31 protein-coding genes are annotated in these 26815 nt (G+C 51.5%); 21 read left to right on the forward strand and 10 right to left on the reverse strand.

Annotation, left to right across the window (positions count from 1 at the left end; translation table 11 throughout):
• The first annotated feature begins 39 nt into the window (after nt 1–39).
• From QYQ99_RS04660 to QYQ99_RS04695, 8 genes are all read left to right on the forward strand, one after another.
• On the forward strand, nt 40–327 hold the full coding sequence (locus QYQ99_RS04660) for a hypothetical protein (protein WP_302091620.1): 288 nt from the start codon (nt 40–42) through the stop codon (nt 325–327).
• A gap of 995 nt (nt 328–1322) precedes the next feature.
• Nucleotides 1323–1469, forward strand: coding sequence for a hypothetical protein (locus QYQ99_RS04665; RefSeq protein WP_302091621.1), 147 nt, complete (start codon nt 1323–1325; stop codon nt 1467–1469).
• Nucleotides 1463–1792: a hypothetical protein gene (locus tag QYQ99_RS04670; protein WP_302091622.1), complete on the forward strand. Its 330-nt coding sequence runs from the start codon at nt 1463–1465 to the stop codon at nt 1790–1792. Before QYQ99_RS04665 ends, QYQ99_RS04670 begins: the two co-directional genes overlap by 7 nt.
• 9 nt (nt 1793–1801) lie before the next feature.
• Complete coding sequence (locus QYQ99_RS04675) at nt 1802–2086, forward strand: hypothetical protein (protein WP_302091623.1); 285 nt, start codon at nt 1802–1804, stop codon at nt 2084–2086.
• Nucleotides 2087–2106: 20 nt separating this feature from the next.
• Nucleotides 2107–2307, forward strand: a complete 201-nt coding sequence (locus QYQ99_RS04680; RefSeq protein WP_302091624.1) for a hypothetical protein — start codon at nt 2107–2109, stop codon at nt 2305–2307.
• 217 nt (nt 2308–2524) lie between these two features.
• Nucleotides 2525–2896 carry a plasmid mobilization protein gene (locus QYQ99_RS04685; RefSeq protein WP_302091625.1) on the forward strand — a complete coding sequence of 124 codons (372 nt, stop codon included), beginning with the start codon at nt 2525–2527 and terminating at the stop codon, nt 2894–2896.
• A complete protein-coding gene (locus QYQ99_RS04690; protein ID WP_302091626.1) occupies nt 2877–4178 on the forward strand; it encodes a relaxase/mobilization nuclease domain-containing protein in 1302 nt (433 codons plus the stop codon). Before QYQ99_RS04685 ends, QYQ99_RS04690 begins: the two co-directional genes overlap by 20 nt.
• An 11-nt stretch (nt 4179–4189) precedes the next feature.
• Complete coding sequence (locus QYQ99_RS04695; protein ID WP_302091627.1) at nt 4190–5302, forward strand: prepilin-type N-terminal cleavage/methylation domain-containing protein; 1113 nt, start codon at nt 4190–4192, stop codon at nt 5300–5302.
• 30 nt (nt 5303–5332) lie between these two features.
• On the opposite strand, the gene QYQ99_RS04700 is transcribed toward QYQ99_RS04695, so the two are convergent.
• The gene (locus tag QYQ99_RS04700) at nt 5333–5716 is read right to left on the reverse strand and encodes a hypothetical protein (protein ID WP_302091628.1); all 384 of its coding nucleotides are present in this window, start codon (nt 5714–5716) and stop codon (nt 5333–5335) included.
• Between the two features lie 122 nt (nt 5717–5838).
• On the opposite strand from QYQ99_RS04700, the gene QYQ99_RS04705 reads away from it, so the two are divergent.
• On the forward strand, nt 5839–6138 hold the full coding sequence (locus tag QYQ99_RS04705; RefSeq protein WP_302091629.1) for a hypothetical protein: 300 nt from the start codon (nt 5839–5841) through the stop codon (nt 6136–6138).
• Between the two features lie 48 nt (nt 6139–6186).
• Here the strand turns inward: QYQ99_RS04705 and QYQ99_RS04710 are convergent, their stop codons facing one another.
• The 5 genes from QYQ99_RS04710 to QYQ99_RS04730 all read right to left on the reverse strand — a co-directional run bounded on the left by QYQ99_RS04710 (nt 6187) and on the right by QYQ99_RS04730 (nt 8957).
• On the reverse strand, nt 6187–6558 hold the full coding sequence (locus QYQ99_RS04710; RefSeq protein ID WP_302091630.1) for an H-NS histone family protein: 372 nt from the start codon (nt 6556–6558) through the stop codon (nt 6187–6189).
• A 126-nt stretch (nt 6559–6684) separates the two neighbouring features.
• A complete protein-coding gene (locus tag QYQ99_RS04715) occupies nt 6685–7326 on the reverse strand; it encodes a hypothetical protein (RefSeq protein WP_302091631.1) in 642 nt (213 codons plus the stop codon).
• A gap of 2 nt (nt 7327–7328) precedes the next feature.
• Complete coding sequence (locus tag QYQ99_RS04720) at nt 7329–8243, reverse strand: hypothetical protein (protein WP_302091632.1); 915 nt, start codon at nt 8241–8243, stop codon at nt 7329–7331.
• A 198-nt stretch (nt 8244–8441) separates the two neighbouring features.
• A complete protein-coding gene (locus tag QYQ99_RS04725; RefSeq protein ID WP_302091633.1) occupies nt 8442–8717 on the reverse strand; it encodes a hypothetical protein in 276 nt (91 codons plus the stop codon).
• Nucleotides 8718–8729: 12 nt separating this feature from the next.
• A complete protein-coding gene (locus QYQ99_RS04730) occupies nt 8730–8957 on the reverse strand; it encodes a hypothetical protein (RefSeq protein ID WP_302091634.1) in 228 nt (75 codons plus the stop codon).
• 185 nt (nt 8958–9142) lie between these two features.
• Here QYQ99_RS04730 and QYQ99_RS04735 point away from each other — a divergent pair, with 185 nt between their 5' ends.
• The 5 genes from QYQ99_RS04735 (at nt 9143) to argG (ending at nt 12657) form a co-directional block, all read left to right on the forward strand.
• Nucleotides 9143–9409 (forward strand): helix-turn-helix domain-containing protein, encoded by a 267-nt coding sequence (locus tag QYQ99_RS04735; RefSeq protein ID WP_302091635.1) that lies wholly within the window; start codon nt 9143–9145, stop codon nt 9407–9409.
• 96 nt (nt 9410–9505) lie between these two features.
• Nucleotides 9506–9877 (forward strand): ArsC family reductase, encoded by a 372-nt coding sequence (locus tag QYQ99_RS04740; RefSeq protein ID WP_302093113.1) that lies wholly within the window; start codon nt 9506–9508, stop codon nt 9875–9877.
• Nucleotides 9878–10002: 125 nt separating this feature from the next.
• Complete coding sequence (locus QYQ99_RS04745; protein WP_302091636.1) at nt 10003–10746, forward strand: glycine zipper 2TM domain-containing protein; 744 nt, start codon at nt 10003–10005, stop codon at nt 10744–10746.
• Between the two features lie 149 nt (nt 10747–10895).
• Nucleotides 10896–11213 carry a pyrimidine/purine nucleoside phosphorylase gene (locus QYQ99_RS04750; protein WP_302091637.1) on the forward strand — a complete coding sequence of 106 codons (318 nt, stop codon included), beginning with the start codon at nt 10896–10898 and terminating at the stop codon, nt 11211–11213.
• 106 nt (nt 11214–11319) lie between these two features.
• The gene (argG, locus tag QYQ99_RS04755) at nt 11320–12657 is read left to right on the forward strand and encodes an argininosuccinate synthase (protein WP_302091638.1); all 1338 of its coding nucleotides are present in this window, start codon (nt 11320–11322) and stop codon (nt 12655–12657) included.
• Between the two features lie 106 nt (nt 12658–12763).
• Here the strand turns inward: argG and QYQ99_RS04760 are convergent, their stop codons facing one another.
• Both QYQ99_RS04760 and acs read right to left on the reverse strand, forming a co-directional pair.
• Complete coding sequence (locus QYQ99_RS04760) at nt 12764–13219, reverse strand: LapA family protein (protein WP_302091639.1); 456 nt, start codon at nt 13217–13219, stop codon at nt 12764–12766.
• Nucleotides 13220–13360: 141 nt separating this feature from the next.
• On the reverse strand, nt 13361–15355 hold the full coding sequence (acs, locus tag QYQ99_RS04765) for an acetate--CoA ligase (protein WP_302091640.1): 1995 nt from the start codon (nt 15353–15355) through the stop codon (nt 13361–13363).
• 358 nt (nt 15356–15713) lie between these two features.
• Here acs and QYQ99_RS04770 point away from each other — a divergent pair, with 358 nt between their 5' ends.
• The 6 genes from QYQ99_RS04770 (at nt 15714) to proX (QYQ99_RS04795) (ending at nt 23100) form a co-directional block, all read left to right on the forward strand.
• On the forward strand, nt 15714–16352 hold the full coding sequence (locus tag QYQ99_RS04770; RefSeq protein ID WP_302091641.1) for a YqhA family protein: 639 nt from the start codon (nt 15714–15716) through the stop codon (nt 16350–16352).
• A 719-nt stretch (nt 16353–17071) separates the two neighbouring features.
• Nucleotides 17072–18367, forward strand: coding sequence for a glycine betaine/L-proline ABC transporter ATP-binding protein ProV (gene proV / locus QYQ99_RS04775; protein ID WP_302091642.1), 1296 nt, complete (start codon nt 17072–17074; stop codon nt 18365–18367).
• A gap of 15 nt (nt 18368–18382) precedes the next feature.
• Nucleotides 18383–19624: a glycine betaine/L-proline ABC transporter permease ProW gene (gene proW, locus QYQ99_RS04780; protein ID WP_302091643.1), complete on the forward strand. Its 1242-nt coding sequence runs from the start codon at nt 18383–18385 to the stop codon at nt 19622–19624.
• Nucleotides 19625–19644: 20 nt separating this feature from the next.
• Nucleotides 19645–20700: a glycine betaine/L-proline ABC transporter substrate-binding protein ProX gene (gene proX / locus QYQ99_RS04785; RefSeq protein WP_302091644.1), complete on the forward strand. Its 1056-nt coding sequence runs from the start codon at nt 19645–19647 to the stop codon at nt 20698–20700.
• 175 nt (nt 20701–20875) lie between these two features.
• On the forward strand, nt 20876–21946 hold the full coding sequence (gene proX / locus QYQ99_RS04790) for a glycine betaine/L-proline ABC transporter substrate-binding protein ProX (RefSeq protein ID WP_302091645.1): 1071 nt from the start codon (nt 20876–20878) through the stop codon (nt 21944–21946).
• 107 nt (nt 21947–22053) lie between these two features.
• The gene (gene proX, locus QYQ99_RS04795) at nt 22054–23100 is read left to right on the forward strand and encodes a glycine betaine/L-proline ABC transporter substrate-binding protein ProX (RefSeq protein ID WP_302091646.1); all 1047 of its coding nucleotides are present in this window, start codon (nt 22054–22056) and stop codon (nt 23098–23100) included.
• A 76-nt stretch (nt 23101–23176) separates the two neighbouring features.
• Here the strand turns inward: proX (QYQ99_RS04795) and QYQ99_RS04800 are convergent, their stop codons facing one another.
• Nucleotides 23177–23689: a hypothetical protein gene (locus QYQ99_RS04800; protein WP_302091647.1), complete on the reverse strand. Its 513-nt coding sequence runs from the start codon at nt 23687–23689 to the stop codon at nt 23177–23179.
• A gap of 124 nt (nt 23690–23813) precedes the next feature.
• Here QYQ99_RS04800 and QYQ99_RS04805 point away from each other — a divergent pair, with 124 nt between their 5' ends.
• Complete coding sequence (locus tag QYQ99_RS04805; protein WP_302091648.1) at nt 23814–24512, forward strand: DUF3334 family protein; 699 nt, start codon at nt 23814–23816, stop codon at nt 24510–24512.
• A 74-nt stretch (nt 24513–24586) separates the two neighbouring features.
• Here QYQ99_RS04805 and QYQ99_RS04810 read toward each other — a convergent pair whose 3' ends face one another.
• Entirely contained in the window at nt 24587–26707 is a 2121-nt protein-coding gene (locus tag QYQ99_RS04810) for a PQQ-dependent dehydrogenase, methanol/ethanol family (protein WP_302091649.1), read from the reverse strand.
• Nucleotides 26708–26815 lie beyond the last annotated feature (108 nt).

Raw genomic sequence — 26815 nt, forward strand, 5'->3', positions numbered from 1 at the left:
TTGCTAGTATAGATAAAATAACAACAATAAAGGCTCTATATGTCTAAACTAATATTAACGATAAGCGATGTAAAACGAATAATTTTCTTAATTCACAAGAAAACCGCCCTACTTTTAAAAATCAAAGAATACGACAGCAACCACCCCAAACAGATTGAATTTAATGTCTTACTTAATTGGACAGAAAGCGAATTGAAACGCTTTCACACTGATGATATAGAAAATATTGAAAGAATTTTGATGGAAGGCTATACAGAGAACGAAATAACGAATATGTTTAAATATCACTTCAGCAAAGCAAAAAGAAAATTTTTCAAAATAAATTAAGCCTCATAAATTGAGGCTTTTTTTATGACATTTGACAAATAAGCAAAAATTTACTTAAATGAATATAGATATATTATTCGTCGGTTCACTCTCTCGGTTCGTATGTCTACAAAAAACACAGTAAAACTCGTGAAGTGAGGCAATGACAATAAGTCCTTTTTTAAATTGAAAATAAGCACCGGCTTATTGGCAGATATAAATTAACACTGGCTAACGGACTAGCCTAAAACGCGGTGAAAACTGCATTTAAAAGTGTTTTTAAGTTGCTAGAACGGTAATCTAACAAAGCAACACAGAAGACTAAGAACAGACCTGGTTAGAGCAATTTAAAGTATTGCGAACTGTTTAAGTGTGATAGAACTTTAATCTTATCCACCCCACGACGGCGATATGCCTAAGAATTTTTGATAAATTTATTAAGAGTTTTTAGGCATATCACAGAGAGGGAAAAAGTCCCGCCTTTGCCAAAGCTCACAAGAGTTTTTTAATTTGGCACGGGTTAGGGAAAACTTTTTCCCTCTCTGGCTCAATCCTAAGCATATCTTAAGAGAGGGAAAAAAAGACAAATTATGTATTTTTTTAAATATTAGATAAAACAAATGGTGTTTTGTGGAGTGAAACGAAACCATCATCAAAGTAAAGGCTAGACTTGTTCTAGCCTTTATCTTTCCCATCCGGCTAGGATGTTTCCCCTACGGGGACGGAAGGGGGATATATAAGAACTAAGAACAATCATTCTTTATATCAGTAGTAGGAGCGAAGCGACAAAAAACCGCCGCCACGAGCTTTTCAGCCTCTACCCTACCCAACACACCAACCAGCAAAAAAAAATCGCTCAAACACGGTAAAAACCAGCTCAATACATCTTTCAAGCTTCTAACACTTCCAACCATCTTAAAGCCCTCAGGGGCTTTTTTTCGTCTTAAAAAACTTGATTTCTTATTTTATTAAGCTACCTTAATAAATATAACAATAAAGAAAAAAAGGAGGGTTTGATGTTTGGAATAATAAAAGAAAACAAAGAACTAAAGCAAAAGATAGAAGAACTAGAGACTTTAGTTTTGATAAGACAATTAGAAATCTTTAATCTTGAATGGAAGATTGATGAAATGCAAAAAGAAAATAAGGAGAAATTATGTTAGGACTATTAGGAACAGTAGTAGGGGTTATTGTTGGAGTAGCTAAAGCAGTTTGGAATTTATTATTCGGCAGAGGCTCAAATCCTAGCGATGACATTATTTTTAATCCTCTATCTATTTGGTTAATACTTGGTTTCTGGATTTTTATTTTATGTTACATGATAAATTTAATGATGAAAGCCTCAGACCCATTTGCAAGCAGAGAACAACCTAAGCCATTAGCAGGAATGGATTTAGATGTTTTAAAGCTTATGCAAGCTAAGAAAAATGAAGATAAGCAACCACCTAAAAAAGATCCAAATTTCAAAGTGGATAGAGTTAAGTAAAGGATAAAAATGAAACAATTAAATAAATTAACAAAAGAAGAATTAAAGAAGCTTTATGAAATCATTGGAAATAAGTACACCAACAAAAAAACGGGCAAAGAAAGATATTATTTAAACACTATAGTAATACTTGAATATTTTGGAAATGTGTTTAAGTTTGATAGTGACGATTACCAAACCTTTCTTTTGAACAAATTTTGGATTGAAAACAAAGAGGTTTTTACAGACGGCAAGGATAAAAAGATACTTTCAAAAATATCTGATAACCTATATAAATTGATAAATATTAAATAACAATAAAAAAGGAGAATGTTATGAATAAAAAAAGAATGATGATTGTTAGCAATAAAATTGATGAGGTTTTATTTATGATTGCATTTATGAATGATAACCCTGAGACTTTCACCAAAAGCCAGTTTGAAAAAATGGGGGATTTTTTAGAGATGCTGGAAGTAATTGGAGCAATTAAAATTGAACATATTGATGATAAAAAAATATCAATTACAAAACTTTAATACCATAAATTAACCAGCCTTTGAGCTGGTTTTTTATCGCCTATAGGTTTGACTTAGCAAACCAATTTCCTAAGATAGTAATACATAAGCAAGATGACTCGCTTAGCGACCTGAATAAAGCTTTGCTTTATTTATATCTGGGAGACCCAGACCCCTAGATTTTCAATCTTTGCTTTGCCTGATGGCACCAATAAAAATAATAAAAAGAGGTTTATCAATGACACGAAAAAAGAAAAGGACAGGACAATCTGGAGAGCTTGGGAAAGTAAGAAATAAACAACTTCACATAAGACTTGATGAAGATGAATTTAAACAGCTTGAAGATAAAGCCAAATTAAAAAGAACATCAACAGCTAAATATTGCCGCGATGCTTTGCTATATGAAAAAGTTCATAAAGCAAACATCAAGCAACAAACAGAACTATTAAATCAACTCAATAAAATTGGTGTAAATCTTAACCAAATTGCCCATCGCATCAATAGCGGTGAGCTTTTCATAATCCAAGAATTTCAAGAGCTTTTACAGTCATTCAAGACCTTGAAAAAACAACAATACACAAGGAGCTTAAATGATAATCAAGATATTTAAGCAGGTTGGTAAAAGCTCAAGCAGAGGACCGATTTCTTACCTTCTCGGAAAAGATGCAGACGGGAAAGTAAGAAATCCTGCTCCCGTGTTGTTAAATGAATTAACAACATCAGAGGGTTCAAAAGATGCCGTAGCTTTTTTAATTGATAGCAATACGAGACAAAACAAATACACATCTGGCGTTATAGCTTTTAGAGATGATGAGAAGCCAACACCTAAGCAAATACAAGAAATTCTTAAAGACTTTCGCAAAACCTTCTTGCCTGGTTTAGATGAAAACAGAGCACCTGTGCTCTGGGTTATGCACAGAGACAAAGGAAATGTTGAACTTCATTTTGTAGTAGCTAAACAAGACGCCAAAACTCAAAAAGCTTTAAACATTGCACCACCTGGCCCAGCCTCCGAAAAACTTTTTGAAGATTTTCAAAAGCTTCAAAACGATAAATTAGGATTTAAGCAAGTAGTTCCCAGCCTCTTAAAAGCTCAGTTCCTAAATTTTGAAAAGAGAACAAGAAAAGCGAAGTTTTCTAGTTATTTAGTAGAAAAGGTTAAGAATAACGAAATTCAAAACAGAAGTGACCTTCTCCGACACTTACAGCACGATTTGAAATGGAAAGTCTCTCGTATAGGTGATGATTACATTTCTGTAATTCCAACAGGAAAAGATAAGCCAATACGCTTAAAAGGTCCCGCTTTTACTAGCAAGGCAGACTATAGAGAATTATTAAAACAATCAAGCAACCAGCCTACAAAGTTAAACCCAGACCAATTGCTAAAGGTTCAAACCAGCCTAAGCAATGGCATTAAATACAGAGCAGAATATAACGAAAAGACATTTAATAAAGTTCCAAATTTCAAAAATAGAAGCTTGAATTTAAAGGGTTCTATAAAGAATAAAGCTCTTGTAGATGTGCCCAAGGTTGCCGGTCAGGCAACAGCACAAAGTCCCCAGATTGTGGAACAGGTTCCAGCCTCCAAACCTTCTCAAACACTCACAGAGAAGCTTCAAACCTTTTCAGCTACCCAAGCCACAGCAACACAGAAAAAAGCTCTTACAGGCTCATCTGGACCCTCTGGCGGTGGAAGTGCTTCATCTAGTGGCTCAGGTTCTTTGTCTGCAAAGATGCTTTCTTTAGCTGCTTTAATGAATGCAGAAAAAGACCCAGTGAGAAAATATGCTTTATTGGCTCAGTTGATAGCAGTTACAGCACAAAGAAATTTGGCTTTATCACGAGAGAAAGAAGCAGAGAAGAAAAGATTGAGCAAGATAAAAATAAGATAAAAAAGGAATATATGAATAAGAATAAAAATAAAGGTTTTACATTGGTTGAATTATTGATAGGCGTTGGCCTTGTATCCATTGCTTCAGTTTCAACATATAGCATAGCAACTTATGCAAATGATATAAGAACAACAAAAAGCGAAGTGAGTGACCTAAGCGAATTCATCAAAGGCATTGAAAACACAACGAACACAACAGTTTTCAACGATGAAGCTATACAGACATTCCAACAATACAAAAGCAACCTAGAACTTGCTTCAATCACATCAAAGAACGGTAATTTGCTATTGAACTATAGCAATGTGAAAGCTCGTATTTGTGTTGATTTCGTAAGCAAGATGATTTCAGCAAATAAGAACATTAGTGCTGTAATCAATGGCAAAGACATATCAAATAATGATTTAAACGAGATTTCAAACTCTTGCTTTAGCAATACAAACGAGATTTCAATTGTCGTAAACAAGAGTCAAAGCTACACAATCAACACAATCACAGCAAGCGTAAACACTCCACCGCCTCCGCATGTTGATGTTGCTATTCCTGAAATTCCTATCCCTATACCAGTTCCCACAGTTCCAGCTTTCACACCATCTACAGCTATACCAATAACTTACAGTATTACGGGTGTAGCTCCTGTTTATCCAGTTGTAGCCCCATCTGGTGGACCCATTGCCATCACACCAGGAACAGCGGGAGGAACACCAGTAACACCGCCTCAATGGACACCGCCACTATTCACACCAGCACCACCAGCCACAGCGGCACCACCGGACGATATAGACCAAAACCCTTTACCACCGCCTCCACCACCACCAGCACCTACACCACCAGCAACAGGCATATCAATAGTTAAAGGAAATACTTTAAATGTCTGTAAAAGATATAACGGCAACTCGGTCACTGTTGGCACTTTTAGATGGATGGGGAATAAGCTCTATGGAAATGAACAGCTATACACACCAAACGAATACTATGCAAAGTTTGGAAGTTTTGGAGAGTTTTGGAGCAGTGGAGCAAGTTCAAAACAAAGCTATGATGAAGCCATAGGATTTATCTTAAAACCTAGCAGTCAATACACATACAAATGCACGGATAACGGAAGCGTAGACTATGCAAATTGGTAAAAGAAAAAGCCCCAGAAGGGGCTTTATTTATTAGAACTTCAATAACTTATCTCTTTTCAATTGCTTGTAATCATCACTATTTTTAATTCTTTTCATCTTTTCTAAGTCTTGCAACATATCATCTTGAAGAGTTAAGGCTTCAAATTGCTCATCATTTAACTTTAACAAATCTTGTATTGTGTGACTTTGAGAGTATCGCAATCTTTTGATTATTTGTTTTTTGGTGCAATCACTCACAAATCCAACAGAAACACCTAATTTTTCGGCGATTTCTTTAATTGTTATGCTTATATTTGCAATGTAAAGCTCTTGTGCTTGTCTTCTCTTATTATCGTAACTTCTACCTTTTGCTAATCCGCCAAGTCTCCCATTGCTCGCCATTACCAAGCTATATCTACTATTATTTATTTTCATTTTCGCCCCTCCTATTGCTATATGATAAATTCAATATAGCAGTTATATTTTATAAATCAATATTGACAATAAATTTTAATTTGCTATATTGAATTTATCATATAGCAAATAAAGGAGAGAATATGACTAATAAAAGAACTTCAATTATTGAAATAGACCAATTTAAGGGAACAAATTTATATAAGCACTATACGCGAGTTCACTTTAATCTTTTGAAAGATGAGGAAATTGTCGCTTATCGTTGGTGTGACATCAGGGGTAAAATTTCAACTGAAAAAGCTAGATTTATTCTTGATAGTTTATTTATGACAGAAGATGAGTATTTAAAAGAGCATAAAGCAGAATTAGAAAAACACTTAGCATATGAGAAAATTGATATTCAAGAAAATTATGAAGATTGGCAAATGCTAAGAAATTGTTAAAGCAATAAAAAAAGCCCCAGCGATGGGGCTTTTCTATTTCCAATATCTTTAAATCTTATAGCCGTTTTCATCAAGCCAAGCCTTCAATTCTGGGTTTCCAGCTTCTGGCTTTGTCTTTTGAATTTCTTTAAGAATAGTTTGCAACCACAAAGGCAAGCGACCCTTGCCACCGTGCCAAGTCTCGGCCTCATTGTCTTTGTTCTTATACATAGGAACTGTTGTAGCTTTGCCAGATTTCGCAGGCTTTCCAGCCTCTGCAAGCTTAAATCCAAGTTCACTTGCTGTGATGCCGTATTGAAGAATTTGAGCCTTAATTTCTTCAACAACCCCAGCTTTTTCAGCTTGGATGATTGCTTTTGCCTTGTTCTGAAGCTCTTCAATCTGTGCTTGAAGTTCTGCAAGTGTCAATTCTTTAGCCATATCTTAAACCTCCAAAAAAAGTTATTTATAGCTTATCTTAACCTGGTTTTAAAGAAATTTTTATCTTTTTTTAGCATAGGGGCCCCCAGGGCTGGGGGTTATAGGTTTTTATCTAAACCTACAACCTTAATTTTCAGGCAAATCCAAATAAAAATCATCTAATTTTGATATTTCCTCTTCTAGCCAATCAATTTTTAGAACATCGTATCCATAGCTCATATAAATTTGATCTTTAGCCATTTTGAATTCTATTAGAGACTTCTTAAACCGTTTTCTTATTTGATCAACTTCATCCAGAAATATGCGTCCCTTGTATTTATTTTTTATTTCTTTTTTAATCTCAAGCAAGTTCAATTCCAAAACATTCTCTTCTTTATCTTTAAATCCAAAATGTTTTTTACAATACTCTCCAACTTGAGGATCTTCAAATGTGATTCTTTGAATCTTTCGGCCATTAAGTTTTAGAAAAGGAAGTATTGCTTCATTCATGGCTTTTGATAAATAGCCTTTTCCTCTAAAATTTTTCTTAACAAATAACTCCAGATCATTTATTTTAGGCATATCATGAACAGCACCAATAATTAAACCATGTTCATTTTTTATGAAATAAAAATCATCTGATTTTCTGATGTCCGCATATTCATCATCGACTTCAAACCAAACTTTTGCATAAACAACAGAAGATGTTAAATCCGTCTTAAAAATGAAATCACATTTATTCTGTGAATTCATGTAGTCAATTAAATTTTCTATCTCATCAAATAACATCTTCAACCTCTTTGTGCTTTCAAATTTGGATTTACTCTTAATAAATTTTCAGCCAGCAAATCGAAATCACAATCAATATCTTCATATTTATACCCTGCTTTTTTAAGTGTATCAATGCATTCTCTTAAATTGGCTTTACTGGGTTTTTTTAAGTTGTATTCTTTATACTCTCCACTATCAACAAAATCATCATAGATATTGTTTAATAAATCCCACTCTGCCAAATCCACTGGAGAAGAATTGTTTTTGTGATCTTTTATAAGATCTACAGCCTCAGAATTTGTTATATTTTTATTAAATTTGATTTTAAAAAATTTTAAATATTCAACATTTTCTTTTGTTGCAGGCTTATCTTCCTCGTATTGCCTATAAATTGAAATTTCAGATTTTGGACCGAGGATTTGAACATAAACCTCACAATATCCACTTTTTCCAATAAAAATTCTATTTAAGCGTGTAATTATTTTTTCAGAAAAATTTGTTATATGAATTTTTTTAGCGGTATCTTTCGGTATAAATCCCAAATCATACTTGTTTTGATTTGATACTCCAATAATTTTAATAGCGTAAGAATCATGCTCGTTTTCATGGTCCTTCTCTATTTTTGTAGATTGACTACCAGAGTCAAAAAAATTTCTAATATTGGATTTTTTATAGTTACTACCTGCAACCATGAAGTTTTCATAGATTTGCATTCCTTTGGGGATTGGTATTTTATAGTCTCTAGCCTCCCAATCATCACCCCTAGAAATTGCGTCGCAATTTTTAATTGATGATTTTTTTAAATTTTCCTCAAAGGAATTAACACTTCTTCCTTGTTCACTTTCATAAAAATTTCTATTACTTATTCTTATTTTATTCTTTCTGTATATGTAATATACAATATATGCAAGAATGATAAGACCAATAAACTCCATAATTACACCTAGATTTTAAAGTTTTAATAAAAAACAGCTCTCTATACAGAAGGCAATAGAATATTTTTCTACGCCTACCCGAAGAAAGATTTTATACACAACTTTTAACATTCAAGCAATAGGGAAATCATATAACAAGCTATAGGAACAAAAAAAAAGACCCCGAAGGGTCTTTCTTTCTTTAAGAATTTCAGGAGATTACCTCTTATTCTTTTCTTCTTTTTCAAATTCTTCCTTAACGAAAGAAATCATTTCGTTGTAACTACGGTCAACATCAGTGCCTTCCATTTTCATACCTTGACCAAGTTCATAAGTTTTTACCCACTTAAGGTCTTCAGGCTTCATTTGCTTAAGAGCTTGCTCTTTTTGCTCTGCCGTGATTTGAGACATCTTAATGTCGCGGACATCTTGACTGCAAGCAACCAGCATAACAGCACCCAAAACCAAGCCCAGTACCTTCATAGATTTCATCATAACTCCTCCTTTTCAGTCGTAAAAATGCTCTTTAAAGAAGCTAAAGAACACATATAGGCAATAAAACACAAAAATTAAAACGCCAATGTCTTTAGCAATAAATTCAGCAGTGAAAACAGAAGCACCAACAACACAAACAAAGAGCAATACTTTTTTCCAAAAAACAATTGCAAAAGCACAAAGCAATACAATCCAAATAATTTGCTTAATGATTTTTTCGTGCTCAATAATAAAATCCATGATGAACATATGTTTTGCCTTTGTTTGTGTCTCGTTATTCGCTGCACTAATCCAGTAGGTTCAAAAAATTTTTGAACATCTTTGCAGGCGGTCACAGCAAGTCACACATCTTAACTCGATTGGTAACTATATCCCGTGAAATCTTATCCCGTGGAGCTTTATGCAACACATTGGGACGATGGGGAATGGTTAGAACACAAGACCCAGCAAAGAAAAGCTCTCCTGAATTGATAGCATTTGGTCAAGCAGTGAGGCACCACAGGAAGGCTCTTGGCTACTCTCAAGAAGCCTTTGGTGATAGATGTGGGATAGACCGTAGCTACATGGGAGGAATTGAGCGAGGTGAGCACAACCTAGCTCTTATCAACATCCTCAAAATCATCAAAGCCTTGGAGATGAAGCCATCGGAGTTCTTCAAAGCTTTGGACGCTACGGAAGAAGTAGCAGAGTAATAAATTCAACAATATTAAATATGCTATATGCAAACTCCTGAATTTGTGAAAAAACCACATATTTCACAAAAAATCAGGCAGATAGGATTTCACAAAATGAATGAAAACAACAACTTAACAACAGTTTACGGGATATCCAATTGCGACACCGTCAAGAAAGCACGCAGCTGGCTCAGTGAGCAAGGTATTACTTACCAGTTCCATGACTTCAAGAAGCAAGGCGTTCCCGTCGAGCGCCTGCCTCAGTGGATGCAGGCCGTGGGCTGGGAAAAGCTGCTCAACCGCCAGGGTACGACCTGGCGCAAGCTCGATGAGGCGACCAAAGCCGCTGCCGTTGACGCAGCCAGTGCCGCTGCCGTAATGCGGGAGCACGCCAGCACCATCAAGCGCCCCGTGGTGGAATGGGCCGACGGGAAAATTACCGTCGGTTTCAAGGCTGATGAATGGGATACGGTGCAAAATACATAAGCAACCGCTCACATTTACACATGGCTTTACCTAGTTTTACGGCGCCGAGAGCTTGAATTTACGCAGATCCCCTAAACTTTTTGGTGATCTGATGCGTTAAAGCTTCAGAGACAGGAGAGATGTTGATGAAAACTCTGGCAGTTTTGACTTTGACCGCCGTGGCCGCCACTGGGGCCTATGCCCAGGAGCGGGGCCGCGTGCTGTCCTCGACCCCCATCACCCAGCAGGTCGCCGTACCGCAGCAGGTCTGCAGCGACCAGCCTGTAGCGGTCGCCCCTCGCCCCACCGGTGCGGGTGCCGTGGTCGGAGCCATTGCCGGTGGCCTGATCGGCAATGCCATCGGCGGTGGCGGCGGCCGTGCAGCGGCCACTGCCGCCGGCGTGGTCGGCGGTGCCATGCTGGGCAATCAGGCCGAAGCCTCCGGCCCGGTGCAGTACCAGAACATGCGCCAGTGCAGCACGCAGACCTTCTATCAGAACCGTACCGTGGGCTACAACGTGACCTATGAGTACAACGGTCGCAGCTACACCACACAGACCGCCAACCCGCCCGGCCAATGGATTGCGCTGAATGTGCAACCCGTGGCCAACGACCCGGTCTACAGCAACGACGGCTACTACAGCACCCAGACGCCTCCTCAGGGCGCCTACAGCACCAGCTACCCACAGAACTACGACAGCGGCTATTACGCCCCTCAGCCCGTGGCACCCACCTACTCGGTAGGCTCGACCTATTCGGCGTCTGACTATGTGGCACCGCTGCTGATAGGCGCCGCCATTGGTGCAGGCGCCTACTACGCCACCCGCCCCAGCCATTACTACCGTCCGGGCTGGCACGGCGGTCATGGCGGCCACGGCTGGCGCCGCTGACCCGAGTCGATCCGGCCTTGCAGGCCGCTCAGGAGCCCCTTTACGGGGCTCTTGTTTTTCCTGCCTTTGCCAGGCATTCGCGCAGGTGCAAATCCCGTGGCCTAAAATCAATGCTTTTGATCTTCGACCACGCATAGCGTACTTCTTCCATGACCACCGAAACCATCGCAGGCGTCAGCCTCACCACCAAGGCCAATGTTTACTTTGACGGCAAGTGCGTCAGCCACAGCTTCACCCTGGCCGACGGCACCAAGAAGTCGGTGGGCGTGGTGCTGCCTGCAACGCTGACCTTTGGCACCGCAGCTGCAGAAATCATGGAATGCGTGGGCGGCTCCTGCGAATACAAGCTCGACGGCAGCGATGAGTGGAAAAAGTCCTCGACTGGCGAGAGCTTTCAGATCCCCGCGAACTCCAAGTTCGACATTCGCGTGACCGAGGCTTACCACTACATCTGCCATTACGCCTGATCCGCACATGGCCCGGCTCCAGCCCAGGCCCGAGAACTTCAAGCATTTTCAGCCCCAATCGCTTACCCATAAAGCGCTTGCAGCTATCATTTTTAAGAGAAATCTCATGGAAACCATTCTGCAACATGTTCCCGTCGGCCAGAAGGTCGGCATCGCCTTCTCCGGCGGCCTGGACACCTCTGCCGCCCTGCGCTGGATGAAGAACAAGGGTGCCCTGCCCTACGCCTACACGGCCAACCTGGGCCAGCCCGACGAAGCCGATTACGACGAAATCCCCCGCAAGGCGATGGAATATGGCGCAGAAAAGGCCCGCCTGATCGACTGCCGTCCCCAGCTGGCCAACGAAGGCATTGCCGCCATCCAGTCCGGCGCTTTCCACATTTCCACCGGCGGCATCACCTACTTCAACACCACGCCCCTGGGCCGTGCCGTGACCGGCACCATGCTGGTGGCCGCCATGAAGGAAGACGACGTCAACATCTGGGGCGACGGCTCGACCTTCAAGGGCAACGACATCGAGCGCTTCTACCGCTACGGCCTGCTCACCAACCCGGCGCTGAAGATCTACAAGCCCTGGCTGGACAGCAACTTCATCGACGAGCTGGGCGGCCGTGCCGAAATGTCGGCCTTCATGACCCAGGAGGGCTTCGGCTACAAGATGTCGGCCGAGAAGGCCTACTCGACCGACTCCAACATGCTGGGCGCCACCCACGAAGCCAAGGATCTGGAGTTCCTGAACTCCGGCATCCGCATCGTGAACCCCATCATGGGCGTGGCATTCTGGAAGCCCGAAGTCGAAGTCAAGGCGGAAGAAGTCTCCATCACCTTCGAAGAAGGCCGCCCCGTGGCCATCAACGGCAAGGAATACACCGATGCCGTGGAAGTATTCCTGGAGCTGAACCGCATCGGTGGCCGCCACGGCCTGGGCATGAGCGACCAGATCGAAAACCGCATCATCGAAGCCAAGAGCCGCGGCATCTACGAAGCCCCCGGCATGGCCCTGCTGCACATTGCCTACGAGCGCCTGGTGACCGGCATCCACAACGAGGACACCATAGAGCAGTACCGCATCAACGGCCTGCGCCTGGGCCGTCTGCTGTACCAGGGCCGTTGGTTCGACCCCCAGGCCATCATGCTGCGTGAAGCCTCGCAGCGCTGGGTGGCCCGTGCCGTAACCGGCACCGTGACGCTGGAGCTGCGCCGCGGCAACGACTACTCCATCCTGAATACCGAGTCGCCCAACCTGACCTACGCTCCCGAGCGCCTGTCCATGGAAAAGGTCGAGGACGCGCCTTTCAGCCCCATCGACCGCATCGGCCAGCTGACCATGCGCAACCTGGACCTGATCGACACCCGCGCCAAGCTGGCCATCTACTCGCAAGCTGGCCTGCTGAGCGTGAGCAGCGCCAACGCTCTGCCGCAGTTGGGCAACGACAAGAAGTAATTCGGCCCGCCCCACGAAAAAGCCGCTGCATTGCAGCGGCTTTTTTATGCAAAACACGCCTCAATCGCTGGTAAATAAAGCGATTGAAGCTATCAATATTGCATTTTCAGCGATTGATCTGATGCACTTGCTGCTCCAGCTGCCCCACATAGGCGGCCGTGCTGTTGTCCGACTCCTGGGCGCGCTGCACCAGATGTGCCTCCAGCACATCGAGCCGTGCCATCACCTCTTCCTTGTCCCTGGCATGCAGTGCTTCGAGCACGCTGCGCAGCTCGGTGAAGCGCGAAGCCTCGGCCTTGTCGGCCAGATCGCGCTGGGCCTGCATCTCCTTGGCGTGGCGACGTGCCTCCAGCAGCACCGAGCCCTGCATCCACAGCACATAGGCGATGAAGAACACGCTCAGCAAAATCGTCAGCGCCAGCATGAGCACGCCCAGCGGCGCCTGAATTTCGGTCACGCCCAACGAAACTGCGGCAGGCGTGGACAGCGCCGTCCAGTTGAAGGCAGCCAACACCGCAATCAGGGTCACGATGATGGCAATGCAGATGGTGCGAAAGTTCATACTCTTTTCCTTGTACTCCGAAATACCTTGTTTTAACCCAAGATCGCACCGGCTTGCGTCAGCAAGCGCCAGAAATGACAAGGCCGCTGTTTCCAGCGGCCTTGTCATCATCATGCGTTCAGATCAGCGGTATTCGCCGGCTCAATTGGTCTCCGACAATTGCTCGAGGATTGCGGGATTCTCCAAGGTGCTGGTGTCCTGGGTAATCGCCTCGCCCTTGGCCAGCGAGCGAAGCAGGCGGCGCATGATCTTGCCGCTGCGGGTCTTGGGCAGGTTGTCGCCGAAGCGAATGTCCTTGGGCTTGGCAATCGGGCCGATCTCCTTGGCCACCCAGTTGCGCAGCTCGGCCGCGATCTGCCTGGCTTCTTCGCCCGTGGGCTTGCCGCGCTTGAGCACCACAAAGGCGCAGATGGCTTCGCCGGTCAGGTCGTCGGGACGGCCGACCACGGCGGCTTCGGCCACCAGATCGGTCTTGGCCACCAGGGCCGACTCGATTTCCATGGTGCCCATGCGGTGGCCAGAGACATTGAGCACATCGTCGATACGGCCCGTGATGCGGAAGTAGCCGCGATCTTCGCTGCGCACGGCACCGTCGCCGGCTAGGTAGTAGCCCTTGAGCTCGTCGGGGAAGTAGCTCTTCTTGAAGCGCTCGGGATCGCCCCAGATGGTGCGAATCATCGAAGGCCAGGGCTTTTTCACCACCAGGATGCCGCCAGCGCCATTGGGAATCTCATTGCCGGCCTCGTCGACGATGGCCGCCGTGATACCGGGCAGAGGCAGGGTGCAGGAGCCGGGCACCAGAGGCGTGGCACCGGGCAGCGGCGTGATCATGTGGCCGCCGTTCTCGGTCTGCCAGAACGTGTCCACGATGGGGCAGCGCTCGCCGCCCACATGCTTGTGATACCAAATCCAGGCCTCGGGGTTGATGGGCTCGCCCACCGAGCCCAGCAGACGCAGGCTGGACAGATTCCAGTTCTTCGGGTGGACGCTGGGATCGGAGTCCGCCGCCTTGATCAGCGAGCGGATGGCCGTGGGCGCCGTGTAGAAGATGCTGCACTGGTGGCGCTCTATCATCTGCCAGAAGCGGCCCGCATTGGGGAAGGTCGGCACGCCTTCGAAGACGATCTGCGTGGCACCGGCCGCCAGCGGGCCATAGGCCACATAGCTGTGGCCGGTGATCCAGCCGATGTCGGCCGTACACCAGAAGACATCGCTGTCCCTGGCATCGAAGGTCCATTCAAAGGTCTGCTTGGCCCACAGCACATAGCCGCCGGTGGCATGCTGCACGCCCTTGGGCTTGCCGGTGGAGCCGCTGGTGTAGAGGATGAAGAGCGGGTGCTCGGCATTGACGGGCACGGCCTCGCACTCGGTGGACTGACCGGCCAGCGCATCGGTGAAGCTGATGTCGCGGCCCGCAACCATATTGCAGGCACTGGCCGTGCGCTCATAGACCAGCACGCTCTTGACGGCTTCGCAGCCGCCCAACGCAAGCGCGTCGTCGACGATGGCCTTGAGCGGCAGCTCCTTGCCGCCACGCATCTGGTAGTTGGAAGTGACGACCAGGCTGGCACCCACGTCCACGATGCGCTCCTGCACGGCCTTGGCCGAGAAACCGCCGAACACCACGGAATGTGTGGCGCCGATACGTGCGCAAGCCTGCATGGCCACCACGCCCTCGATGGTCATGGGCATGTAGATCAGCACACGATCGCCCTTTTGCACGCCACGCGACTTCAGCGCATTGGCGAACTGGCTGACGCGGGCAAGCAACTCTTTGTAAGTGACCTTGGTGACCTCGCCGCCGTCGGCTTCAAAGATGATCGCCGTCTTGTTCTCCACGGGCGTGCCCATGTGTTTGTCCAGGCAGTTGGCGCTGGCGTTGAGCTCGCCATCGGCAAACCATTTGTAGAAAGGCGGGTTGCTCTGGTCCAGCACCTGGGTGAAGGGCTTGGTCCACTTCACGTTCTCGCGGGCCAGACGTGCCCAATAGCCTTCATAGTCGCGTTCGGCTTCATCGCACAAGGCCTGGTACTGCGCCATGCCCGAGATGCGGGCCTTGGCGGCGAAATCCGCTGGGGGCGGAAACACACGGTTTTCCACCAGTACGGATTCGATGGTTGATGTCGAAGCGCTCATCGTTTTGTCTCCTGATGCATAAGCAATGAAATAATTGTGGGTGTACTGTCAAGGCTCGGTCTTACACCCCACTGACTGAAATTGAGAAGCGGCTTTTGCACGCCATCAAGCCCGTCATTCGCTCCCATTTTTGCAGCAGAAAGCGCCTGCTTGGTGTTGATTTGCCTGCACTTTTCTCAAAACACCCCGGAACAAACCCTTAGAATCGCGCACCTGCTGCTGCTGAAGCCGGGGCCCACGTTGCGGCCTGCTCTCGAAGGCGCAGGCAGTCCGGGATGCGGCCCCAGCAAAACCAGTCTTACAAGGTGGCGGCATCCCGTTGCCCCCCATCGCACCCAGTCCGCCCCGCATACACATCATGAGCCGCATCCCTTCCGACGAAGCAGGCAACTCCACCCAACACACGCCGCATGGCGGCTACCAGCCCTCTGGCGCATTGCGCCCCTTGCCCTCGCTGATCTTTGCCAGCCGCTGGCTGCAATTGCCACTGTACTTAGGTCTGATTGCCGCCCAGGGTGTCTATGTCTGGCACTTTCTCCTGGAACTCTGGCATCTGGTGGAGGCAGTCTTCGGCAATCAGGAAGCCCTGCATGCCCTGATCACCAATATTGGCTACAAAAGCGATGTCCAGATCACCCATCTGAACGAAACCATCATCATGCTGGTGGTACTGGCCCTGATCGATGTGGTCATGATCTCCAATCTGCTGATCATGGTCATCGTGGGGGGCTACGAAACCTTTGTCAGCCGCATGGGCCTGGAGTCCCATCCCGACCAGCCCGAGTGGCTGAGTCATGTGAATGCCTCGGTGCTCAAGGTCAAGCTGGCGCTGTCCATCATCGGCATCAGCTCCATCCACCTGCTCAAGAGCTTCATCAATGCCGGCAGCTATGAAGTCCAGGTGCTGATGTGGCAAACCATCATCCATGTGGTCTTCCTGCTCAGCGCACTGGCCATCGCGCTGACGGACAAGCTCACCCAAAGCGCTCACCACTGAAGCCGCACTCCTCCCCCAAAAAAGCCCCGCATGGTTGTCCATGAAGGGGCTTTTTTCATGCCTTGAGCAAGCGCAAAGCTCGTCAAAAGCTGACAACCGTCAAAAACAAGCCGTCAATTCGGCATAAGTCCTTATCTATCAAGAACTTGTGCCCTTTATTTTTACGTATGCGAATGTTTCAGCCGCACCATTTCCGGCGGATACAGGCGGCAAAGCTTACAGCTCCATTTGACGCATAAAACCCAATTCGATATATTAAAAAGTCATTTACAACCTGCCGCGCAGGTCGTCACCGCATTGTTGAGATGCGGTTGACTCACTTCCCGGCGGATCGTTGTGTCAATTCAAGAGCGCTTGCCGCTCTTTGGCGCAGCCCCGTCAACCGGGCCGAAACACGGCCCTGATGTAGGGGGCTCTCCCCGGCCGATGTGCCGGGGTTGGCCTGACAAGAAGCCGTGCAGATGCGTGCCAGTCGGTACCTGCTCTGCCAGCCAGCTGCTTCTTCCAATTTGCCAGCTCTTGCGCACACCTGGCTGTGCCATCCGGGCTGAAAACTCGGCGCCATCGCTGCGCCATCTGCATTGCACAGTCCCGTTCACCAGACCGGGCTGGGCTGCGGCATCAGGGCTTTTATTTTGGCTTGTGCGCCAGCGCCCACCGGCATTACCGGTCGTGGGCGCTGGACTGTGTTCCATCCCATCAAAAAGGAGAACGCCACAGTGGCCAAGCAAATCGCTATCGATCATGTCTTCAAGGTCTTCGGCAACGATCCGAAAACCGCTCTCAACCTTGTGAAACAGGGCCGGAGCAAGCAGGAGATCCTCGCCCAGACCGGGCAATCCATCGGCGTGTTCGATGCCGACTTCACCATTGAAGCCGGTGAAATCTTTGTCGTCATGGGCCTTTCGGGCTCGGGCAAGTCCACCCTGGTGCGCATGCTCAATCGCCTGATTGAGCCCACCAGCGGCCGCATCCTGGTCGACGGCCAGGACATCAATGCGCTCAATGACAAGCAACTGCGTGCACTGCGCCGCAAGGACATCTCCATGGTGTTCCAGTCCTTTGCTCTCATGCCCCACCTCACGGTGCTGGACAACACCGCTTTTGGTCTGGAGCTCGCCGGCGTGGACCGCGCCACGCGCCAGCAACAGGCGCAGGACGCCCTGGAGCAGGTGGGCCTGGGTGCCTGGGGCGCCAGCTACCCCGACGAGCTCTCCGGCGGCATGCAGCAGCGCGTAGGCTTGGCCCGTGCGCTGGCGTCCGACCCATCCATCCTGCTGATGGACGAAGCCTTCTCGGCACTGGACCCCATCATCCGCACCGAAATGCAGTCCGAGCTTCTGCGCCTGCAGGAAATCAAGCGCCGCACCATCGTCTTCATTTCTCACGATCTGGACGAAGCCATGCGCATTGGCGACCGCATCGCCATCATGAAGGACGGCATGGTGCAGCAGGTCGGCACGCCCGACGAGATTCTGCGCAACCCGGCCAACGACTATGTGCGCACCTTCATTCAGGGCGTGGATGCCGCAGCCGTGTTCAAGGCCTCCGACATCGCCCGCCAGGCGCTGACCGTGATTTCAGAGCACAGCGACCGCGGCTGCCGCGCCGCGCTTCGCCTGCTGGAGGACTCCGACCGCGATTACGCCTATGTGCTCAATGCACGCAAGCGCTTTCTGGGCGTGGTCTCGTCGCAGTCGCTGCGCGATGCGCTGCACGGCCACGAAGGAATGCTGGGCCTCAAGCACGCCTTCATCTCCGATGTGCAGCCTATCGCCAGCAGCACGCCGGTGGCCGAGCTGTTCGGCACCGTGGCCACTCCGGCTTACCCGCTGCCTGTAGTGGATGAAGAAGGCAAATACCTGGGCGTTATCAGTCGCACCACGATGCTCAAGTTCCTGGATCGCGCCACCCCACCGGTGCCACCACCCCAGAAGGAAATTCCGCCCATCACGCTGGATCAGCACTTCCAGCCCAAGCCCAATACGCAAGCTGCCCAGCACGCAGCGCATTAAAAGAAGGGAGCCGATTTGAACGATAACGCACTGAACAATACCAACACAGAAACCACCAGCGCGGCTTTTGACGACCCGTGGGCCGCAGCCTCTGCGCCCGCCACCGAGCCGGCCAGCGCCAATGTCACTAGCTCGGCGGCAGATGCCGATCCCTGGGCTGCCTCCTATGCCGACGCGGGTGCCGACTCAAGTACTGATGCCTGGAGCGGCGGAGATGCTGCTAGCCAGGCCAGCAGTACCGACTGGCTCAGCGCCCCCTCGCCCACCGATGTGCCCGAGCATGACGGCGGCATAGGCCAGCTCTGGCACCAGATCACCACCGAAGGCCTGCCCGTGCAGGACTCGATCAACAACGGCCTGACCTGGGTGGTCGATCATTTCCGCCCCTTCTTCCAGGCAGTGCGCACCCCCATCGACGCCACGCTCAACGGCGTGACCGATGTACTGCAGACCATTCCCATGCCCGCGCTGGTGCTGCTGATCGCCCTTCTGGCCTGGCAGTTTGCGGGCCGCAAGCTGGCCATTGGCTCGGCAGTATCGCTGCTGATTGTGGCCCTGCTGGGCATCTGGTCCGAAGCCATGGTCACGCTGGCCCTGGTTCTGACCTCGCTGTTCTTTTGCATCGTGATCGGCCTGCCCGTCGGCATCTTGCTGGCCAGCAGCGACCGAGCCCAGCGCTGGACGCGCCCGCTGCTGGACGCCATGCAGACCACGCCGGCCTTCGTCTATCTGGTGCCTGTGGTCATGCTGTTCGGTATCGGCAACGTGCCCGGAGTGATCGTGACGATTGTGTTTGCGCTGCCGCCGCTGATCCGACTGACCAATCTGGGCATCCGCCAGGTACGCCCCGACCTGATCGAGGCCAGCCGTGCCTACGGTGCATCGCCTGCCCAGTTGCTGTGGAAGGTGCAGCTGCCGCTGTCCATGCCTTCCATCATGGCGGGCATCAACCAGGCGCTGATGCTGTCTCTGTCCATGGTGGTGATCGCTTCCATGATCGCCGTCGGCGGTCTGGGCCAGATGGTGCTGCGCGGCATCGGCCGTCTGGACATGGGTCTGGCCACCGTCGGCGGCCTGGGCATCGTGCTGCTGGCCATCGTGCTGGACCGCATCACCCAAGCCATGGGCGAGCCCAAGCGCGGCAGTGCCCGCTGGTGGGCCACGGGCCCAGCCGGTCTGGTCATGCGCCTGCACAGCAAACGCTTTGCGCCGGCCCCAAAGCCCGACAGCGAGGCCGCCAAGCCCGCGACGATCTGAATCAAGAACAAGGAGAACGCATGAATACAGTCAACCACACTGCCAGCATCCGCCATGGGCTGGGCCACTGGCTGCTTGCCAGCACGGCCGCAGCCTCCATGGCCTTGTCCATGGTCAGCACCGGCGCCTTTGCCGCCGACGAACTGCCGGGCAAGGGCGTCAAGGTACAGCCGCTCAAGAGCTCGATTGCCGAGGAAAGCTTCCAGACCCAGCTCGTCATGAAGGCCCTGGAAAAGCTGGGCTACGAGGTCCAGCCCATGAAGGAAGTGGAATATCCCACGGCCCATATTGCCCTGGCCAACGGCGACGCCACCTTCATGGCCAATCACTGGAACCCGCTGCACGCGGACTACTACAAGAATGCAGGCGGCGACGCCAAGCTCTACCGCAAGGGCGTGTTCTCGGCCAATGCCGCTCAGGGCTATCTGATCGACAAGAAGACGGCCGATGCCCACAAAATCACGAATCTGGGCCAGCTCAAGAACCCCGAGATCGCCAAGCTCTTCGACACCGACGGTGACGGCAAGGCCGACCTGACGGGCTGTACGCCCGGCTGGGGCTGCGAGGCCATGATCGAGCACCAGCTCGGCGCCTACAAGCTTCGCGACACGGTCACCCACAAGCAGGGCACCTATTCGGCGCTGATGGCAGACACCATCACCCGCTACAAGGCGGGCAAGCCGATTCTCTACTACACCTGGACGCCCTATTGGGTGAGCAATGTGCTCAAGCCCGGCAAGGATGTGGTGTGGCTGGAGGTTCCGTTCTCCGCGCTGCCCGGCGAGCAGTCCGGCACTGACACCAAGCTGGCCAACGGCAAGAACTACGGCTTCATTGCCAACAACCAGCAAATCGTGGCCAACAAGGCCTGGGCCGAGCAGAACCCTGCGGCAGCCAAGCTGTTTGAAATCATCAAGCTGCCCGTGGGCGACATCAACGCCCAGAACTACATGATGAGCCAGGGCCAGAACAAGGCCTCCGACATCGAGCGTCACACCGACGGCTGGATCAAGGCCCATCAGAAGACTTTCGACGGCTGGATCAGCCAGGCGCTGGCGGCTGCCAAGAAGTCCTGATCACAATCCCTGAATCACGGCGACCGCTTGCGCGGCCGCCGTTTTTTTATCGCCAGGCCGCCCCAAGATAAAAACGCCCCTCCTGGAGGGGCAGCGAACCACACGCGGTGGGGAGCGTGGGGTGTCATTTTCCATCGGGCTGCAAGCCCACCCAAACCAAGGAGAGACAAGAACAATGAGCAAGTCTGTGCAGACCCCGACCTCAAGCCAACACACCAGACGCCAGTTGATGCTGGCTACTGCCGGCGCTGCGGCGCTGGGTCTGGGCCACACATCGAGCTGGGCGGCCGGGCAGAATGTGCCTAGCGATGCGCTTCCGGGCAAGGGTATCACCGTGCAGCCTGTCAAGAGCGCTCTGGCAGAGGAGAACTTCCAGACGCTGCTGGTGATGAAGGCGCTGCAGCAACTGGGCTACACGGTCAAGCCCTGGCAAGAGCTGGACTACCCGCTGATCCACTTGGCCGTGGCCAATGGCGATGCCAGCTTCATGGCCAACCACTGGAACCCGCACCACGCCGAGTTCTATCAGCAGGCCGGCGGCGACGCCAAGCTCTCGCGCAAGGGCGTGTATGCAGCCGGTGCCGCGCAGGGCTACATGATCGACAAGAAGACGGCCGATAAACACCAAATCACCCATCTCGACCAGCTCAAAGATCCCGCACTGGCGGCCCTGTTCGATATCGACGGCGACGGCAAGGCCAATCTGATCGGCCCCAACGCCGGCTGGGGTGGCGAGGCTGTGGTGGCTCACCAGATCAAGACTTTCGGTCTGGAAAACACCGTCAGCTACACCCAGGGCAACTATCCGGCCCTGATTGCCGACACGCTGGCGCGCTTCAAGGCCGGCAAGCCTGTGCTGTACTACGCTTGGACGCCCTACTGGCTCAGCAACGTGCTGCGTCCCGGCCAGGAAGTGGTGTGGCTGCAGGTGTCGCGCTCCTCCATGCCCGGCGTGCAGGCCGGCACCGACACCAAGTTGCCCAATGGCCGCAACTACGGCTTTCCGCTCAACAACGAGTACATCGTGGCCAACAAGCTCTGGGTCAAGCAGAACCCGGCTGCCGGCAAGCTGTTCGAGATCATGCAGATTCCCATCAACGACATCAGCCGTCAGAACCAGCTGCTGCGCGAAGGGGAAAGCAAGCCCGCAGATATCCAGCGCCATGTGGATGCTTGGATCAAGGCCCACCAGAAGACTTTTGACGCCTGGATTGCCCAGGCCAAGGCCGCAGCCCTGAAATCCTGATTCGCCAACGGCGCGCCGAACCGGCTTCGGGCGCCGTTTCCTTCATCAACCCTCTCGCTTTTTCCATGCCGATTTCGGGGTAGGCACCCAGCACCCAAGGAGTATTCATGCACAGCAACAAGCCCGCACATTCCCCTCTCCCACCCCTGCAGCACCAATACCGCTGTCTGGCTGCCATCGCCTTGCTGAGCTTTGGCGCCGCTGCCGCACAAGCGCAAACGAACTCTCGCGACCTGCCCGGCAAAGGCGTCTCGGTGCAACCGCTCAAGGGCACGGTGGATGAGGAAATGTTCCAGACCCTGCTGGTTGCGCGCGCTCTGGAGAAGCTGGGCTACCGGGTACAGCCCGTCAAGAGTCTGGAAAACGGCACCCAGCATGTGGCCGTGGCCCAGGGCGACGCCACCTTTACCGCCACTCACTGGATACCGCTGCACCGCGCCTTCTATGAAAGCCATGGCGCAGACAAGGCTTTCTATCGCGCCGGCACTTACTCGCGCAATGCGGTGCAAGGCTATCTGATCGACAAGGCCACGGCCGAGAAGTACAAAATCACCAGCATCACGCAGCTCAAGGACTCAAAGCTGGCAGCGCTGTTCGACACCGATGGCGACGGCAAGGCCGATCTGACAGGCTGCAACCCTGGCTGGGGCTGCGAGCTGGCCATCAACAAGCATCTCAAGGGACTGGATCTGGAGTCCAGCATCACCCACAGGCAAGGCAACTACCAGGCCTTGATTGCCGACACCATCACCCGCTACAAAAGCGGCAAGCCCATTCTCTACTACGTCTGGACCCCGTTCTGGGTAAACACCGTGCTGCGCCCGGGCAAGGAGGTCAGTTGGCTGGAGGTACCCAATATCCCCGGTGCCCAGGGCGAAGACCAGACCCAGCTGCCCAATGGCAAGAACTACGGCTTCAGGCTCAATCAGCAATACATCCTGGCCAACAAGGCCTGGGCCGAGAAAAATCCGGCCGCTGCCAAGCTGTTTGCCGTGATGCAGCTGCCCATAGAGGACATCAACGCCCAGAACATGCGCATGCGCCAGGGCGAGAGCAGCGAGGCCGATGTCGGCCGCCATGTGGACGGCTGGATCAAGGCCCATCAGCACACTTTTGACGGCTGGCTGGAGCAGGCGCGCGCCGCTGCCAAATAAGTATCAAAAACAACTCCAGCGCTTGATGGCAAAGCGCTGGAAGCTATCAAAAGTGCTTTGAACAGCGGGCCGCTGCCTACCAGTTGGCCTTGGCATTGCGGCAGGCTGCCTGGCTGGACAGGGCGACAAAGCGCTCCACCCGCAGCGCCAGCATCTTGCGCCCCTGCCGGGCCAGCACCGGATCGGCCACGGGGCGCTCCACCACCCTGCCCTGCACCTCGGCCAGCATGGCGATGGTGGCACTGCTGCGCGTGTTCAGATAGGCCTGCTCCAGCAGCACGCTGTCGCCCTCGGGCAGCACGCCGATGATCTGACCGCTTTCACATTCCTGAAACCGGGCCGTCTCGCCGTCCAGGCTGTACAGGCCCTGCCAGCGCCCGCTGTCCTCACTGACCTTGATGCCGGCGGGTGCAAGGCCGGTCTGCTTGACCGCAGCCTGGGTCTGAACCTGCTTCTTGCCCGTCAGACCGGTCCAGGTCTTGTCCCATGTCTGGGAAACCTTGTCCGTCATGCCGGACAAGCTCGAACAGGCGGTCAAACCCGTCACCACAATGACACTGGCCGCCAGGCGCAACAGCTTGTTCTGCATGAATACCTCTGATTTTTCAAAAGCAGGCACGTTAACAGACAGCGGCAGCCTGCAATTGCTGCAGATATCTCTATGCAACAAAGTGTTGCATACATAATCAGCCATCTCTTGAACCAATGCAGCCATGAGCCAACCCAACGCCCCCATCGTCCACGGCACCGAAGATGTGCTGATTGCACTGTGCAACTCTGTCTCGCGCGTGCTGCAGGCGGCCACCCAGTGCCCGATCCAGTACTCGGGCATGGTGCAACGCATCACCAAGACCAGTCTCAAACCCGATATCGGCTGCTTTGTGCTGATCGATGGCGGCTTTTCTGCGCTCATCATCATCAACTTCTCGGCCGATGCGGCCATGGAGCTCTACCGCAGCTATCTGCTGTCCATGGGCATGGCCGAGAGCGATCTGGCCAGCTCCTACACCTCGGATGACGTGAGCAACGTCATGGGCGAGCTGATGAATCAGGTCGTTGGCGACTTCACCAGCAAGGTGCAGCGCGAGCTGCAGACCTATATCGCGCAAAGCCAGCCCAAGATGATCCGCCTGAACAAGCAAGTCAATCTGAGCGTGGATGCCAACCTCGATGCCCCCGAAGCCCGCCGCGTGACCTTCTACACGGGCAACAACAACATCTTCTATCTGGAGATGGCGGTGGATCACATGGAATTCATCAAGATCAAGGACTTCGAAGCCCAGGAAAAGCCCGACCCCGATCTGGTCATGGCCCAGACTCGTGAAGCCCAATCTGGTCAAGCGTCTGCCGCTATAAATACTGCTGCAGCGCCCAGCGATACCGACGACCTGCTCAAGTCGCTGGGGCTGTAAGCCGTCAATCCTTGCATGCCAAAGGCGATCTCAGAGGTCGCTTTTTTACACAATGGGTCTTCCGACAAGTGCGCCTACCGGCCTTTTTCTGCCTGCAGGCCCGGCCTTACAGCATCTGCCATTGCGAGAATGAAGGCGCGCAGCTTTTGCACATCCTGATCGCTGAGCTTGCCCGCAAAATCGGGCATGCCGCGTGAGGTGGCCGGGCCGTTGATGATGAAGCTGCCCAAATTGTCAATCATGGACGCAGGCAGATAGGTCAGGCTAGGCAGGGCTCCGCCCTTGCTGACGCCCGGGTAGCCGTGACAGGCAATGCAGTTGCTGTTGTAGAGTGCGCCACCCGCCGGCACCAGTTGCGGGTCGTACTTGAGTCCACCGATCAGGGCATTCATCTGGTAGGCCACACGTTCCGGCATGGGGGCCTTGCCTCCGAGCGCAAAGCTATAGACCGTGCCGGGGCTCCTGAAGTCGGCCACGCGGTCACCCAGGCCAAAAGCACCACCCCAGCCCACGGCAATCGAGACATATTGCCTGCCGTCCAGTTCATAGCTCACCGGTGCCGCAATCACGCCGCTGCCCATGGGGGCATCCCAGAGCTTTTTGCCGCTTCTGGCGTGATAGGCCACCAGCCGTGCATCGGCCGTTCCCTGAAAGACCAGATCACCGGCCGTCACCAGCGTGCCGCCATTCCAGGGCGAGACATGCTTTTGATGCCAGACCTCTTTTTGCCGTACCGGGTCCCAGGCAATCAATCTGCCAAAGGGCAGGCTGCGGGGCTCCAGCATCACGCGTCCTGTGTTCCAGCCGTTATTACTCATGAACTGGCCCGGCGTATTGCTATTGAAGCCGGTCCAGTCCGGATCGTCGGCCATCGCCGTGGGAATATGCTGGGCCGGAATATAGGCCAGCCCCGTCTGGGGGCTATAGGCCATGGAATGCCAGTTGTGCGCTCCCAGCGTGCCGGGAATGATCTCGGCCTTGCCCGCGACGCGCACGCCTTCCTCCATGATGGGGCGGCCCCTGGCGTCATAGCACCTGGCCCAGTTCACGGGTACAAAGTTCCTCGCGGAGATGAATTGGCCGTTCCGGCGATCGATCACAAAAAAGTAGCCATTCTTGGGCGCATGCAACAGCACCTTGCGCAGCTTGCCGTCAAGCCTGATGTCTGCCTGCACGATGTCCTGGGAGGAAGTGAAGTCCCAGTTGTCGCCCGGTGTTTCCTGGTAATGCCATTGGTAGGCACCCGTGTCCGGATCCAGCGCCACGATTGAGCCCAGATAGAGGTTGTCTCCCCCGGCGGGACTTCGCTTGCGGTGCGCCCAGGGTGAGCCATTGCCCACGCCGATATACATCTGATTGAGTTCAGGATCGAACACCAGCGAGTTCCAGACCGTTCCGCCACCACCGCTCTCCCAATACCTGCCTGCCGGGTCCCAAGTTTTGGCCGCCTCCTCCAGAGCCTTGCTCTCATAAGCCTGGGCTGGATCGCCTGGCACGGTATAAAAGCGCCAAACCTGCTTGCCGGTCTCCGCGTCATAGGCCGTCACATAACCGCGAGCACCATATTCGGCGCCGCCATTGCCGATGTAGACCTTGCCCTTGAACACGCGCGGAGCACCCGTGATGGTGTATGAGAAATTCTTGTTGTCTATGGTGTCCGTGGACCAGACCTGATGGCCCGTGGCAGCGTCAAGCGCAATCAGCCGCCCGTCGAAGGCACCCACAAACACTTTGCCCTTGTAGACGGCCACCCCGCGGTTGACCACATCGCAGCAGCCCTTGTAGGCCATCTCGCGGGGCACCTGTGGGTCGTAGGTCCACAGCGCCTTGCCCGTGCGTGCATCCACCGCATGCACCACGCTCCAGGGAGCGGAGACATACATCACGCCATTCACCACGACGGGTGTGGCTTCCACGCCACGCGACGAATCGAGCTTGTACGACCAGGCCAGGCCCAACTGGTCCACATTGCCACTGTGGATCTGCTTGAGCGGGCTGAAGCGATTTTCCTGATAGTTCAGCCCATGAATTGGCCAGTCCTTGCCAGTCCTGGCATTGGCTTCAATATGAGCGTCATCCACCTGCTCCGCAGCCAGCGCCAGTATGGACAGCCAGCCCAGCAATCCTGCAACGGCCAGGGTCACCAAACGCCGGTTTTGCCTGTGCTGGGATCGAATGCACGCAGGGCTTTGCATAGAGTCTGTCTCCTGTGGTGAGTTGTCGTTTTGCCGTATCTCTCCCGCCAACAATCAGGAAATTGTTGAGCAAGCAGAAGCTGTTCACATCACAGGCAAATCCGCACT

This window comes from Comamonas testosteroni (assembly GCF_030505195.1).
Classification (GTDB): domain Bacteria; phylum Pseudomonadota; class Gammaproteobacteria; order Burkholderiales; family Burkholderiaceae_C; genus Comamonas; species Comamonas testosteroni_G.